Here is a 14,346-nt window from a genome sequence, read left to right as displayed (position 1 = left end):
TCGGGCCAGGACCGGAACGTGCTCCATCGGAGGTGGGTCGTGGGTCACCGGCTCGTGGCCGTCGACCATGTCCAGTTGGCCATGCCCCCGGGCGGCGAGGCTGGCGCCCGGGTGTTCTACGCCGGGCTCCTCGGGTTGGAGGAGCGCCCCAAGCCGCCCGCCCTGGCGGCCCGGGGCGGGTGTTGGTTCTCGAACGACCGGGTGACGCTGCATCTGGGCGCCGAGGACGGTTTCCGGCCGGCGCGCAAGGCCCACCCCGCGCTGCTCGTCGAGGAGCTCGACGCCCTGTGCGCGGCGCTCGGGTCCGCCGGCTGCGAGGTGCGGTTCGACGGGGAGGTGCCCGGGGTTCGGCGGTGCTACGTCGACGACCCCTTCGGCAACCGGATCGAGCTGATCGAGGCGTGACGTCACCTACGGTTATGGGTCGACCCACCCTTGGCGGGTAGTTCAATCGGCAGAACGCCGGCCTTTGGAGCCGGATGTTGGAGGTTCGAGCCCTCCCCCGCCAGCGACGGGTCCTCGGACGGCGCCGCGTGCGGTCTCCGGGGCTCGTGCTGCCGGCGGCTGACGGCGACCCCTGGGCCGTCGCTGGGCGGTGGCTGCACGGTGTGCGTGGTGTTCATGGCACCGTAAGGCGCCCTGGTTAGGGTGCGTTGCGCCTGCCTGGGGCGATGCCACACGGCCACCGGGCTGCGGGAGGATGATGGTTCTGCAACGGACCAACCAGCACCAGCGGAGGACGACCACTGCGCCTGGCCGCCCGGACATGGTCCGGTGGCGGGACGCGTGGGCGCGCTACGGGCCGGTGCCGGGCGCCACCACCATGGCCGGATGGGCGCTGCTTCCCCTGCGCGCCTTCCTCGGGTTCACGTTCACCTTCGCCGGGCTCCAGAAGCTCGCCAACCCGGGTTTCTTCGACGCCTCGAACCCCGCCTCCATCCAGTCGCAGCTGACGGCGGCCGCCCGGCGCAGCCCCATCCACGGTCTCGTGGCGCACCTCGTGCATGTGGCCGTGCCGCTCGGTGTGTTCATCGCGCTGGGCGAGGTCGCCATCGGGGTGGCGACGCTGGTCGGCCTGTGGACGCGCCTCGCCGCCGGAGCGGGCATGCTCCTGTCGTTCGGGCTGTTCCTGACCATCAGCTTCCACGCGAGCCCGTACTACACGGGGTCCGACATCGTCTTCGTCTTCGCCTGGACACCCCTGCTCGTCGCCGGCGCCGGTGGCGTGCTGTCAGCCGACGCGGTGTCGACCGACCTCGCTCGCCGGGACGCCGGCGCGGGCCCGGCGTCCCTGGTCCCGCTCCCGTTCGAGACCGTCCAGCAGATCTGTGGCTCGTACGACCGGGGGACATGCAAGGCGAGGAAGCGTGCGCCGTGCGAGCCCATGCCGTGTCCGTACCTCGCGCGTGGGCCCCACACCGCGCCCCGACCGGACAAGGACGCCATCGACCGGCGCGCCTTCACCATCCGGGGGATGGTGGCCGGTGCCGTGGCGGTGGCGGCCGTCCTCGGCGCCGGCCTGGCGGCCGGGCTCGGGCGGCTCGTCGGCGGTGCCACCCAACGGTCGGGCGCACCGACGCTGGGAAGCTCGGCGGCGGCAAGTTCCACCACGGCGGCTCCGAGCACGTCCACCACGGCGGGATCGCCGACGTCGTCGAGCACCCCGGCGAGCACCACGCCGGTCAAGCAACCGTCGGGCACCCGGATCGGCGCCGCCAGTGTCGTGCCCGTCGGAGGAGCGGCGTCGTTCCAGGACCCGAGCTCGGGCGACCCGTCGCTCGTGGTGCAACCGACGGCCGGGAAGTTCATCGCCTTCGACGCGGTGTGCCCCCATGCCGGCTGCATCGTCGAGTACTCGGGCTCCGACGGGAAGTTCATCTGCCCGTGCCACGGGTCGGTGTTCAACGGTCGCACCGGCAACGTCGAGCAGGGCCCGGCGGCGACCGGCCTGGGGCGCATCACCATCGCCAAGGGCTCCGACGGCCAGCTCTACGTCTCCTGACCCTCCGGCGGGACGCCGTCAATCGGCGGTGGTCACGGTGAACGGGGGTGAGGGGCCCGTTCCCCGTACCGCCTGCCCCAGTTGCGAGGGGGTGAACGAGCGGGTGCTCGAGGCGAAGACGGCGCCCAGGAATCGCACCGTGGCGGCGCGCACCTGCGCGGCGACGGCCGACGACGCCACGAAGGTGCCGAGGTGGTCGCCGCCCGGCACGACCAGCAAGGCCTTCGGCATGCGGGCCGCGGCGAACATCGCCGTCGACAGGGCGAGGTTGCCGTACTGGTCGCGATCGCCCACCGCCACCAGCAGCGCGCCCGACACCGGGCTCGATGCCCAGGGGCCGGGGACGTCTGTCGGGATCTGCCCCGCCATGTTGACGTACGCCTTCACGCGGGGGTCGGCATAGGCGGGGTTGAGCGCCATGATGGTGACGGCCGTCCCGCCGTCGCTGTGCCCGGCGACGACGATCTGGCCGGGCTCGACCTGGTCGGCTTGGACCGGTCCGGCGTTCCCGTTCAGGATGGCGCTGATCACGAAGGACAGGTCCCGGGCCTGCGCCGCGTAGTCCTGGACGGGCGTGCCGGGCCCGTCGCTCGCCGATCCCGGGCAGTCGGGCGCCACCACCAGGTACCCCGCCGCCGCCCACGCGTCGAGCAGGGGCTCGTAGGTCTCGGGGTCGGTGGCGTACCCGTGGGCGAAGACGACGAGGGGGAGTGGACCGGCGAGGCCCGCGGGGCGACGGACGACTGTCCGCAGCACGCGTCCAGCCGACACCGGCACCGACCCCCGAGCCGGCGTCGGGCGCGTCGGGTCCACGAGCGTGAAGGTCTGGTCCGCCACCGCGTACGTCGGCGTCGCCACCCCGCCGGCCGGAGCCGTCGTGGTCGGGATGGGGCCGGTGGTCGTGGGGGCCGGGCTCGTGGCCGACGCCACCGTCGAGTGGGGCGCGGCCCGGGCCGGCGCCGTCGTGGCGGTCCCCGGCTTCCTGCCGGGGGAACGGGCGTGGCCCGGCGACGAGGCCACCGCCAGGGAGACGGCGGTGCCGAGGGCGCCGACGGCCACGACGGCTACCGCCACCCGGACCGTGCGCACCCGGGCCGTCCGCACCCGGGCCGTCCGCCCGGGCGGGCGTGGATGCAGGCTCGGCTGGTCCAACTGGCCCCTTCGTCGCCGGGTGGAGCGCCCCGGCGCGACCCGGGGCACGGTCGCGACGGTACCGGACGGGCCTGGGCCCTTCACGTCGTCGTCATGCGGGGCGCGTACCGTGGGGGCGCGATGGTCGTGCGTCCAGGAGACATGCGGCACCGGGACGACCCCGGGGCGCCCGAGGCCTCCGACGCGGGCCCCGAGGCGAACGCCCGCCTGACCGGGTCGGTGGCCGCCGTGCTCTTCGTCCTGCTGGCGGCCGAGGGCGTGACCGTGCTGTCGATCCGCCGCCTGCTCGCCCCCCACGTCTTCATCGGCATGCTCCTCGTCCCGCCCGTGGCCCTCAAGATCGGCAGCACGCTCTACCGGTTCGTGCGCTACTACCGCGGCTCGGAGGCGTATCGCCGCAAGGGCCCCCCGCCCGCGCTCCTGCGCCTGCTCGGGCCCCTGGTGGTGGCGTCGACAGTCGTCGTCTTCGGCACGGGTGTGGCGTTGCTGGTGGCACCGGGAGGCACCCGCCAGGAGTTGCTCTTCCTCCACAAGGCGAGCTTCGTCGGATGGTTCGGCGTGATGGCCCTCCACGTCCTCGGGCACCTCGTCGACACCGCCCGCCTGGCACCGCGTGACTGGTATCGCCGCACCCGCCGTGACGTCCGGGGCGCCGGCCTGCGTCAGTGGGCGGTGGCGGGGAGCCTCGTCATCGGGGTCCTGCTCGGTCTGCTGCTCGTGGGCCGGTCGGGCCCGTGGCTGGCCTGGGCGACGGCGCATCTCGGTTGACGATCCCCTGATCCCGCGCATGCGAGCGGGAGCGGTGCCACACGACTTCCATGCGCGCCCCGCCGATCGACGCGTCGCCGATGCGCCACCGCCCGCCGGTCGAGCGGACGATCGAGTCGGCGATGGCGAGCCCGAGGCCCGCCGCGCCCCCCGCCTCGGTGGAGCGGTGGAACCGGTCGAACAGCCGGTCGCGGTCGCCGGGAGGGATGCCGGGCCCGCTGTCCTCGACCGCCAGGCTCACCCGGGCGCCGTGGGTGCCCACCACGATGTGGACGGCTCCCCCCGTGCCGGCGTGGCGGCAGGCGTTGTCGACCAGGACCCCTGCCAGGCGGTCGACCCACTCCGGCGGGGCGTTGATGGCGGTCGGCCCGTCGCCGTGGCGGCGCACGACGATCTCCACGGCGCGGGCGACCGCCACCGACCCGAAGCGGTCCGCGCAGCCGGCGGCGACGGCGGCGAGGTCCACGGGCTCCGCGCCGGGGGGAGCCGGCTCGGAGTCGAAGCGGGCGAGGAAGAGGAGGTCCTCGACGATGCGGCGGAGCCGGCCGCTCTCGTTGCTGATCCGGTCGAGGACCTCCCGGTACTGGTCGGCCTGGCGCGGCGCACCGAGCGCCAGGCTGATCTCGGCGTCGATGACGCTCAGCGGGGTCCGCAGCTCGTGCGAGGCGTCCGCCGTGAACTCGAGCTGCCGCCGGCGGGCGAGCTCGACGGGCGAGGAGGCCTTGAGCCCGATGACGAGGAGGCCGAGGAAGGTGGCCACGAGCAGGACCGGCCCGGCGATCGCCTCGCTGATCACCAGGACCCCACGGGCGTGGTTGGCCTCGGCCACGCTCTGTCCGGCGATGAGCCAACCGGCCCCCGAGCGTATCGACATCGTGCGGAACGAGCTGGTGCCCACGGTGGCGGTGACGGGGCGGCCGTCGCGCGTCCACGCGCCCGGGGGCAACACGGGGGCGTCGCCGAGCGGGAGGGGTCTGGCGCCGGCGGTGGCGGCGCGCCAGTAGAAGACGGGGGCGTCGTCGAGTTCCCCGCTCGTGTACGTGTCGGCGTTTGCGGCCGTGGGATCGACGGTCGCCACCGCCACCCGCAGGTGGTCGCGCAGTCGCGCGTCGACCTGGTGCACCTGTCGGTCGAAGACGATCACGTCGAGCACGGCGACCACGCCCACGTACACCACCGCGATCAGCAGCGTCGCCACCGCCGCCACGCGCGCCGCCGAGGCCAGTCGCGAGCGGCCGGGCGAGTCCGGCGCACTCATGCGGAGCTCCCCGTCCCGGGCTCCTCGAGCGGCACCATGCGGTACCCGATGCCCCGGACCGTCTCGATCCGCGCGCCGGCCCCCGCCAGCTTGGCCCGCAGCCGGGCGAGGTGGACGTCGATCGTGTTCGATCCGAGGGCGTCGGCCTCCTCGTCCCATACGTGGACCGCGATCGACCGGCGGTCGACGACCGCCGGGGACCGCCGCATCAGGATCTCGAGGATGGACAGTTCCGTGGCGGTGAGCGCCGGCTCGGTCGACGCCACCGTCGCCCGGCGAGTCGCCGGCTCGAACACGACGTCCCCCACGACGAGCTGTGGTGGGTGTGTCGCCGGCGGACGGCGCTGCAGCGCCCGGATGCGCGCCAGGAGCTCCCCGAAGTCGAACGGCTTCACGAGGTAGTCGTCGGCGCCTTCGTCGAGGCCGGTGACGCGGTCGCTCGGGGCGTCCCGGGCCGTCAGCATCAGGACCGGCACCGACAGGCCGCGGCGGCGGGCGTCGCGCAGGACGTCGATCCCCGAGGTCCCCGGCATACGCCAGTCGAGCACGGCCACCTCGTACTCGTAGGTCCGGAGGAAGGCGATGGCCCGGTCGCCGTCGGCCACCGCATCGACGACGTAGCCGTTCTCGCGCAGGCCACGCTCGAGCACGTCGCGCAGGCCCGTATCGTCCTCGGCGACCAGGACCCTCACGCCCACAGGTTTAGCTGCCGAACGTGAAGGACGGGTGACAGAGCGGGGCCGCCCCGGACGCAGACGCCTCGGGGTGTGGTGGGCCGTGCCTGGGGACGGCGACGGAGCCCGACGGGCGTCCGGGCGTCGGGGCCCGGCCGGTCAGTTGACGACGGTGCGCAGGCCGTCGGGGACGAAGTCGGGGGCCACCATCAGGCGGATGCGCATGACGTCGTCACAGTGCCGGCAGCGCGTCCCGCGCGGCGTGATGCGGCATGCCATCACGCCTGCCAGGTGGGGCAGGTCGTAGCCGGCACAGCTGTTGCCGTCGAGCTCCTCGGAGCAGTATGCGATCTCACCGTCGCGGTGCAAGACGAGGCATCCGTCGCAGATCTGCACAACCCTCACCTCGCTTCCGCTCGCCTGCCCCCCGCCGGTTGCAGGCCTCGTCGCCGGGCGTTTCGTCTGCGGGCCCGATGTCACCTAGGGGATCGGCCCGCGTGCAGGTCGGATGGAACAAGCGATGCACAACGGATTCCCACCATGCGTGGTCGTGATGATGATTCGCAGGCGCGACGCGCGTCATCCGTGGCGGGAACGTGTGCGAGACGACCGCGTCGGATGGGTGGCGGACACCGAGCCGGCCCATGATCCCGAGCGACACCGTGCACGTTGGCGGACGGCACGGTGCCGCCGGCGCGACGGTGCGGACCCGATGCGCGAGGCGGCGCGACGATTCAAACCCGAGGTGCGCGAGGCGGTGCGAGGGCGCGGCCCGGACGGGTGCCCGGCTGTGCTCAGCGCGGTGCGAGCGTAGGCGTCAGGCTGCAGTAGGTGCAGGTCTCGTCGTCGACCACCCGGCAGGCGAAGAAGCCGCCGCGATGCGGTCGGTCCTCGCCCGGGCACGTGCGCCCGGCGTTCTCCTCCGTGCAGTAGGCCACCGTCCCGTCGCGGTGGACCACCAGTTGGCCCGCACAGCTCTTCATGGTCTGGCTCTCCTCGTGGTCGCCCCCGTTCCGGGGCGACCTGCCCCGACTCCCCGCACGGCGCGGCGGGATCTGCACCCGCGATATCGGCATCGTCCGGGGCCGTCTTGAAAGATTTCGCAACGCTCCCCCAACGTTGTGCTATCGGAAGTCACGTGACGGTTGGACGGGAGCACCCCCGAGGTCCAACGGGGAGATCTTCTCGGCCACCACGCTCACCACCCCGTCGACCCGCTCGATGCGCCCCCGCACCAGCAGGGCGGGGGACCCCCGCGCCGCGTGGCGCCAGCGCTCCCACGCGCCGGGGGAGCAGATGACGTTCACCATGCCCGTGTCGTCCTCCAGGTTGAGGAAGACGGTGCCCTTGGCGCTCTCGGGGCGTTGGCGGTGGGTGACCACCCCGCCGACGAGGACCCTGCCGTCGGTCTCGGCGCCCGCCAGCCGTCCGGCGGGGACCACCCCCATGGCGTCGAGCCGGGGCCGGGCGAGCTCCACCGCGCCCGGCCCGACGGTGAGCCCGGTGGCCCACATGTCCGCCTCCACCTCCTCGAGGGGCGTGAGGTCGGGGAGCGGCGGTGCCTCCTCTCCCGACACGAGCCCCGGCAGCCGCTCCGCGGTGCCCTGGGCGAGCGCCCCGGCCGCCCACAGGGTCCGTCGGCGCCCGCGGATCTCGGGGGCGCCGTCGCGCCCCGGCAGGCCCTCGAGCGCGCCGGCGGTGGCCAGGGCCTCGAGCTGCGGGCGTCGCGCCCCGGTCCGGCGGACGAGGTCCTCCACCGACGCGAAGGGACGGTTGGCGGCGATGCGCTCGGCCACCGGCGCACCGAGGCCGCGCACCGCGGTGAGCCCCATCCGGACCGCGGGCTGCCGGTGGCCGAGCGCTGCGCCGGCGGGTGGCGCGTCGAGGTCCCACGCCAGGGTGGCCTCGGCTCCCGACACGTCGACGTGCGGTCCGTGCACGGTCACGCCGTGGCGCCGGGCGTCGGCCACGAGCGACTGCGGCGACCAGAACCCCATGGGCTGCGCGTTGAGCAACCCCGCGCACAGCGCCGCCGGATAGTGCAGCTTGAGCCACGCGCTCGAGTACACGAGGTAGGCGAACGACACGGCGTGGCTCTCGGGGAAGCCGAAGTTGGCGAACGCCGCCAACTTCTCGACGATCTCCTCCGCCACCGACCCGGTGATGCCCCGCTCGGCCATGCCGGCGAAGAGCCGCTCGGACAGGCGTGCCATGCGCGCCCCCGAGCGCTTGGAGCTCATGGCCTGGCGCAGCTCGTCGGCCTCGGCCGGGGTGAACCCGGCGGCGTCGATGGCGATCTGCATGAGCTGCTCCTGGAACAGCGGCACCCCCAGCGTCTTCTCGAGCGCCCGCCGGAGCAGCGGGTGCGGCGGGTCGGGGGCCTCGAGCCCCTGGCGTCGCCGGATGTAGGGGTGCACGGACCCGCCCTGGATGGGCCCCGGGCGGATGATCGCCACCTCGACCACGAGGTCCGCAAAGCACCGTGGCCGGATGCGGGGCAGGGTGGCCATCTGGGCCCGGCTCTCCACCTGGAAGACCCCCACGGTGTCGGCGCGGCACAACATGTCGTAGACGGCGTCCTCCTGGGCCAGCATCGCCAGGTCGACGTCGACGCCGTGTGCGGCGCGCACCAGGTCGACGGTGCGGTGTACGGCGTCGAGCATCCCGAGCCCCAGCAGGTCGAACTTGACGAGCCCCGCCGCCGCGCAGTCGTCCTTGTCCCACTGCAGGGCGCTGCGCCCCGGATGACGCGCCCACTCCACGGGGCACACCTCGATGACGGGCCGGTCGCAGAGCACCATCCCCCCGGAGTGCAGTCCGAGATGACGCGGGAAGTCGAGGATCTCCCGGGCCATCTGCCCGACGAACGGCGGCAGGGGGCCGCCGCGGTCGAGCGGTTCACCGCGGTCGACGGCCTTGGCCCACGCGTCCACCTCCTCGGGGGTGTGCCCCAGGGCCTTGCCCACGTCGCGGATGGCGGACCGGGCCCGATAGGTGATGACGTTGGCGACCTGCGCGGCGCAGTGACGGCCGTAGCGCTCGTAGACGTAGGCGATGACCTCTTCGCGCCGGCCCGACTCGATGTCGACGTCGATGTCGGGCGGCCCGTCGCGCTCGGGGGAGAGGAAGCGCTCGAACAGCAGCCCCAGCGCCACGGCATCGGCCCGCGTGATGCCGAGCGCGTAGCAGACGGCGGAATTGGCGGCCGATCCCCGCCCTTGGCAGTAGATGTCGTGGCGGCGGCAGAACTCCACGATGTCCCAGACGATCAGGAAGTACCCCGCGTAGCCGAGGGCACCGATCACCTGGAGCTCGTGGTCGATCTGGGCCCACGCGCCGGGCACCCGTTCGCACGCCCGTGGGCCGTAGCGGGCGGTCGCCCCCCGGCCCACCAGCTCCACCAACCAGCTCTGCTCGGTGTGCCCCGCCGGCACGCGGCAGTCGGGGAGCCCGGGGGCCACCAGGTGGAGGTCGAAGGCACAGGCGCGGCCGATCTCGGCGGCCCGGGCGACGGCGCCGGGCCAGCGGGCGAAGCGGCGCTCCTGGTCGGCGCCCGAGCGGAGGTGGGCGGTGGCCGCGGGGGGGAGCCAGCCGTCGAGCTCGGCGAGGGGACGGCGCGCCCGCACGGCGGCCAGGGTGGTGGCCAGCCGGTGGCGGGCCGGGGTGGCGTAGTGGACGTTGTTGGTGGCCACCATGTCCACGCCCCGGCTGACGGCGAGATGGGCGAGGGCGTCGTTCCGGGCGGTGTCGAGCGGGTCGCCGTGGTCCCACAGCTCGACGGCCACGCCGTCGCGGCCGAAGGCGTCGACGAGCCGGTCGAGCTCGCGCCCCGCGGCGGTGGGCCCGGTGGTGGTGAGGGCGGTCGGGACGGCACCCTTGCGGCAGCCGGTCAGGACGACCCAGTGGCCGTCGTGGCCGTTCCCCCGGTGCCGGCCGGCCAGGTCCTCGAGGGTGCAGGTGGGCCGACCCTTCTCCCCGCCGGCGAGGTGGGCCTCGGTGATGGCCCGGCTCAGGCGGGCGTACCCCTCGGGGCCGCGCGCCAGGACCACCAGATGGGTGCCGGGCGGGTCGGGGTCACCGGTGCGCCTGCCCGCCCGGCCGCCCGCGACCAGGGTGAGCTCGGCGCCGAAGACCGACGGCAGTGCCAGGGCCCGGGCCGTCTCGGCGAAGCGGACCACCCCGTACAGGCCGTCGTGGTCGGTGAGGGCGAGGGCGTCGAGGCCGAGCCGCACGGCCTCGGCGGCCAGCTCCTCGGGGTGCGAGGCGCCGTCGAGGAAGCTGAAGTTGGAATGGCAGTGCAGCTCCGCGTACGGGGTGGTCATCGGGGCCGGCCGGGGCTCGTCAGTCGTAGGTCGCTTCCAGCCACCAGCCCCCCCGTTCCCGGGTGAGCAGGTGGGCGGCGCCCCCCGCCGTGACGACCTGCATGCGGGCCTGCCGGCGGCGCCGGGGCGACCACCACCGCTCGTCGGACGGCCACGGCCCCGCCCACCCGACCACGTCGACCCACGGCCCGCCCGTCACCGACAGGCGGGCGGGGGCGGCGGTGGCCGTCCCGGCCCCGGTCACGCCCACGGCCCGGCCGGCGGCGTCCGTGAGCAGGGCGGGGACGGGCCGGTCGAGCACCACGACGGGAGCCGGCGGGGGGACCTGTCCCGGCCACGGGCCTCCCGGCGCCTCCACCTCCCCGGTGCGGCCGGCCCAGGGGACGAGCCGGGCACGCTGGCCCGGGCCCCGCCCGCCCTGGAGCCTGCCCCGCACCACGCCCCCGGGACCGAGCAGCTCCTGGACGCCGGCCACCACGCGGGCGGCCCGGGCATCGGCGTCGGCCGTGTCGCCCCAGAACCCCGCCTGACGGGTGACCCGGGCGGCGCCGGCGCCCGGGCCCGGACGCGGGCCCGGGCCGGGGCCGGGGGGCGGGAAGAACCGGCGGAACCCGGGCAGCTCGCCCTCGACCCCCCGGGCCACCCGCTGGCAGAGGGCACCGTCGGCCCCGAAGCGGGCGAGCACCTGGGGGCCGGGCAGGGTGGCGAACCGGCCCAGGGTCCGGATCCCCAGGCGGGTGAGCAGGTCGGCGAGCTCGGGGCGGTCGAGGGTGGCCACCGGCCACGGGGCGAGGAAGGCGGGGGTCTCGCCGGGAGGGACGATCACCGGCCCGGTGCCCACCGCGGCCCGGGCGGCCAGGACGGCGGCGAACAGGCCGTCGGCGATCCCCAGGCCCACCTCGTGCCCGGCCACCGCCCCGGCGGCCAGGCGGGTCAGGGCCTCGTCGCCTCCGAAGTACCGCGAGGGGCCCCGGGTGGGCACCGCGCACACACCCGGGCGAACGGGGTCGACGCGCGCCGCGAACACCTCCAGCGCCGCCACCACGGCGCGCAGCGCCCTGGCCTCGCGCCCGTGTTCCCGCTCCTCAAGGAGGCCCGGGCACCACACGACGAGCAGCCGTTCCACCGTCCCCTTCCACCTCTCTGTTGCTTCTGTTGCTTCTATTGCTTTTCTCGCTCCCCTCGTCCCTGGCGCCGGTGCCCGCCGCCGTGACCGGCCCCGCGGGTGTGGGGAGCCAGAGCCCGACCCGCACCGGTCGGGCGGCAGCCCTCCGGCCGGTGGCCACCACCTCCACCCGCCGGCCCCGGAGATGGCCGTGGCCCGTCCCCACCCCCTCCCACGCCCCCTCCTGCACGGCCAGCCGGACGTCGGCGCCCTCGGGCCACCCGCCGGGTCGGGCCAGCACCACCAGCACGGCGCGCCGCTCGCGGGCGCGGGCGGCCAGCCGCCTCGCCATCCCCGGGCGCACGGGGCCGGGCGGGCGCACCAGCACCGCGTCCACGCCGTCGAGGAGGGTGGCGGCCGCCCGGGCCCACAGGGGCCCGGGGCGGGGGACGAGCACGAGGTGCTCGAGGTCCACCCCGATCTCGGTGAGCGCCACGATCCCGGGGTCGGCCGTTCCCACGGCTGCGCACCACGAGGCGGTCGACGCCGCCGCCAGCAGGGCGAAGGCCAGCGAGGTGCCGCCCCCCGCGCCCGGGCCACCGGCGTCGACGGCCACGACGCCGCCCCGCTGCAGCCCCCCACCGGGCAGGAGGGGGGCGAGGGCCCGGAGCACGGGGAGGAGCTGGTCGCGGCTGGAGGAGGTGGGCCGGGCGCGAGCGACGAGGGCGGCGCCGACATGGTCTGACCCGACGGGACGTCTTCCCTGCTTCCGGGACATGACCGGGGCCGGGGTAGCGGAGTGATGCGGGCCCATGGTCGGACCCTATCGAACATATGTTCGTTCTTCCACCGCACCGGAGGGGGCCGTCCCCGAGCTCCCGGATGCCCGTCGGAGCCCCGGTCAGCGCCCCCCGAGCCCGAGGTCCGGCGGCGGAAGGGGCGGGTGCAGGCCGGAGGCCGGCCCGGTCCCGGCGCGCCCGGGACCGACGTCACGGCCGGCGCTGCGGCCGGGGTCGTGGGCGAGGTCGTGGCCGGGGTCATGGCCGGACCTGCGGGCGAGGTCATGGCCGAGGGCCGCCGTCCGCCACGGCTCGGTGGTGAACCACGGCGTCAGCCTCACCCATCCCATGCGGTTGCGCTCGTCGACGACGAGCGCCATCCCCTGCTCCCCGCGCGCCACGGCGTCCACGGGGAGCCGACGCCGCATCACCGTCGACGTGGTCGTCGTCGGCACGTGCTCGGTGCGTTGGCCCCGGGGCCCGAGCACGACCCGCGCCAGTGCCCGGCCCAGACCGCGGGGCTGCGCCTGCGGAATGCTCACCGACCGCGTGCGCACCTCCTCTTCGCCGGCGAGGGCAGACATCGCCTCGAGCGTGCGCACGTCGCCGATGCCCGGGAGCACGACGGTCGTGCCGAACAGCGACAGGAACCCGTCGGCCGCCGTGCCCCACCGGCCGCGCGCCTGGGACAGGTCCTGCAGGCACGCCAGCGTCAGCAGGCCCTGCCCACCGCCTTCGCTCACCATCCCCGGCAGGTCCGGGATCGGGGCGATGTTCGCCACCTCGTCGAGGGCGAGCACGACGGGCGTGGCGTGTCCGGGGCCGGCGGAGCGGGCGTAGGCCGCGCTGCGGATGTCGGTGAGAAGGCCCACGACCAGGGGCGCAGCCACCGACTGGTGCCTTCCGGTGGCACACACGTACAGGGTGGCCGACGAGTCGCAGAAGGCCCCGGCGTCGAAATCGGGGGCGACGGTCGTGGCCAGCGCGGCCTCGCTGCGGTAGGCGCCGAGCACGCCCGACGCCGTCGACCAGATACCGCTCTGTTCGCGCCCGTCGGTGGCGGCGATGCCGGCCAGGAGGTCCCCGGCACGCGCCGCGCCGTTGGCGTCGAGGATGGCCAGGGCCGCCGACGCCTGGCGGCGGTCGACCCACGACAGCACCGTGGTGAGGGTGGCGCCGTCGAGGGCGGCGGCGTGCAGGACGGGGGCGAGGAGGGACTCGGCTCGCTCGGTCCAATGGTCGGCTCCGGTGAGCGACCCGCCCGCGTGCGCCCCACCGCCGGGCCGCGACGCGCCGACCAGGCTGCGGGCGACGAGCAGGGCGTCGTCCCACGTCCGGCAGCTCTCGACCGGCGACCACCGCACGGCCTCGACGCCGGGCGGCGCCTCCACGGTGCCGCTCGGGTCGTACAGCAGGCACGGGCCGGTCCTCGACCGGGCCCCGGCGGTGGCCCGCAGCACGTCGGGTTTGGTCGAGGTCGACACCACCGCGCCCGGCGCGCCCAGGACGGTCGGCACCACGATCGAGGACGTCTTGCCCGAGCGCGGCGGGCCGAGGACGAGCACCGCCTGTTCCGCGCCGGCCCACGCGGGCCCGACTGACCCCATGCCGAGGTACACGGCACCGCCCGAGGACGCCGCTGCGGCACGGATCGTCGCCAGCGCGTCGCCGCCACCCCCGACGTCGGGGCCCGCGCCGTGGTGGCGTGCAGAGTGCTCATCGGGCGGCATCGGCGGTCCCTGAACAGTTCGCGACGCGAAACGTTGCCGGGCGCGCTCGGTCGGCGGCGCGCCCGAGGGCGACACGATGCTCGCGTTCGGCGGCAAATGCACCTCCGACCACGGTGAACGCGTGTACGGTCGGTTGTGGCGCGGTCACGAAGAGCGCCACGCGCAGCGACGGCGCGTTGACAACGGACCGCGGCGGAACCCGCCGGTGACGGTCGTCACACCGTCTCCGGCCGGAAGCTCGGCGCACCGTCCCGCACCCGCAGCGTGCCCGGTATCCCGAGCAGCGCGTACGGATCACCGGCACCGAGCACCCCGCGGCGATCGTCCACGTGCAATTTTCTGAGCCGCACGATCCGGCCGATGTGGGGCCCGAGCGTGACCGCGACCTCGAGGTGCAGGTCGTCGTCGTCGTCGACCTCGGCGTCGACGACGACGACGTCGTACGTCCCGTCGGGCAAGGGCTGTGGCACGGAAAAATCCTTGCAAACACTGCCTTTCCCGTCCATAGGGACTTTTGTCGCCTTGACGGTCGCATCCGGAACCGGTGCTCCGGCGA

13 protein-coding genes and 1 tRNA gene are annotated in these 14,346 nt (G+C 75.0%); 4 read left to right on the top strand and 10 right to left on the bottom strand.

Annotation, left to right across the window (positions count from 1 at the left end; all coding sequences use genetic code 11):
* The first annotated feature begins 39 nt into the window (after positions 1–39).
* From VMV22_11695 to VMV22_11685, 3 genes are all read left to right on the top strand, one after another.
* Positions 40–405 (top strand): VOC family protein, encoded by a 366-nt coding sequence (locus VMV22_11695; GenBank protein ID HUY22986.1) that lies wholly within the window; start codon positions 40–42, stop codon positions 403–405.
* A 31-nt stretch (positions 406–436) separates the two neighbouring features.
* Positions 437–509, top strand: a tRNA-Gln gene (locus VMV22_11690).
* A 257-nt stretch (positions 510–766) separates the two neighbouring features.
* Complete coding sequence (locus VMV22_11685) at positions 767–2,002, top strand: Rieske 2Fe-2S domain-containing protein (GenBank protein HUY22985.1); 1,236 nt, start codon at positions 767–769, stop codon at positions 2,000–2,002.
* An 18-nt stretch (positions 2,003–2,020) separates the two neighbouring features.
* Here the strand turns inward: VMV22_11685 and VMV22_11680 are convergent, their stop codons facing one another.
* On the bottom strand, positions 2,021–3,091 hold the full coding sequence (locus tag VMV22_11680) for an alpha/beta fold hydrolase (GenBank protein ID HUY22984.1): 1,071 nt from the start codon (positions 3,089–3,091) through the stop codon (positions 2,021–2,023).
* A gap of 183 nt (positions 3,092–3,274) precedes the next feature.
* Between VMV22_11680 and VMV22_11675 the strand changes: the two genes are divergently transcribed.
* Positions 3,275–3,922, top strand: a complete 648-nt coding sequence (locus VMV22_11675; protein HUY22983.1) for a hypothetical protein — start codon at positions 3,275–3,277, stop codon at positions 3,920–3,922.
* On the opposite strand, the gene VMV22_11670 is transcribed toward VMV22_11675, so the two are convergent.
* From VMV22_11670 to VMV22_11630, 9 genes are all read right to left on the bottom strand, one after another.
* Positions 3,843–5,180 (bottom strand): HAMP domain-containing sensor histidine kinase, encoded by a 1,338-nt coding sequence (locus VMV22_11670; GenBank protein HUY22982.1) that lies wholly within the window; start codon positions 5,178–5,180, stop codon positions 3,843–3,845. The genes VMV22_11675 and VMV22_11670 overlap by 80 nt on opposite strands.
* Complete coding sequence (locus tag VMV22_11665) at positions 5,177–5,872, bottom strand: response regulator transcription factor (protein ID HUY22981.1); 696 nt, start codon at positions 5,870–5,872, stop codon at positions 5,177–5,179. Before VMV22_11665 ends, VMV22_11670 begins: the two co-directional genes overlap by 4 nt.
* 141 nt (positions 5,873–6,013) lie before the next feature.
* The gene (locus VMV22_11660; GenBank protein HUY22980.1) at positions 6,014–6,259 is read right to left on the bottom strand and encodes a hypothetical protein; all 246 of its coding nucleotides are present in this window, start codon (positions 6,257–6,259) and stop codon (positions 6,014–6,016) included.
* A 389-nt stretch (positions 6,260–6,648) separates the two neighbouring features.
* Positions 6,649–6,837, bottom strand: a complete 189-nt coding sequence (locus VMV22_11655; protein HUY22979.1) for a hypothetical protein — start codon at positions 6,835–6,837, stop codon at positions 6,649–6,651.
* 141 nt (positions 6,838–6,978) lie between these two features.
* Complete coding sequence (locus tag VMV22_11650; protein HUY22978.1) at positions 6,979–10,176, bottom strand: error-prone DNA polymerase; 3,198 nt, start codon at positions 10,174–10,176, stop codon at positions 6,979–6,981.
* Positions 10,177–10,195: 19 nt separating this feature from the next.
* Complete coding sequence (locus VMV22_11645; protein HUY22977.1) at positions 10,196–11,302, bottom strand: hypothetical protein; 1,107 nt, start codon at positions 11,300–11,302, stop codon at positions 10,196–10,198.
* Complete coding sequence (locus tag VMV22_11640) at positions 11,262–12,059, bottom strand: hypothetical protein (protein ID HUY22976.1); 798 nt, start codon at positions 12,057–12,059, stop codon at positions 11,262–11,264. Before VMV22_11640 ends, VMV22_11645 begins: the two co-directional genes overlap by 41 nt.
* Positions 12,060–12,182: 123 nt before the next feature.
* Positions 12,183–13,790 (bottom strand): type IV secretory system conjugative DNA transfer family protein, encoded by a 1,608-nt coding sequence (locus VMV22_11635; GenBank protein ID HUY22975.1) that lies wholly within the window; start codon positions 13,788–13,790, stop codon positions 12,183–12,185.
* Positions 13,791–14,005: 215 nt separating this feature from the next.
* Complete coding sequence (locus VMV22_11630) at positions 14,006–14,260, bottom strand: hypothetical protein (GenBank protein HUY22974.1); 255 nt, start codon at positions 14,258–14,260, stop codon at positions 14,006–14,008.
* Between the last annotated feature and the right edge of the window lie 86 nt (positions 14,261–14,346).

The sequence above is a fragment of the Acidimicrobiales bacterium genome, from assembly GCA_035531755.1.
GTDB lineage: Bacteria > Actinomycetota > Acidimicrobiia > Acidimicrobiales > UBA8190 > DATKSK01.
Note: the sequence above shows the minus strand (reverse complement) of the source record. Positions and strands in the feature narration are given on the sequence as shown.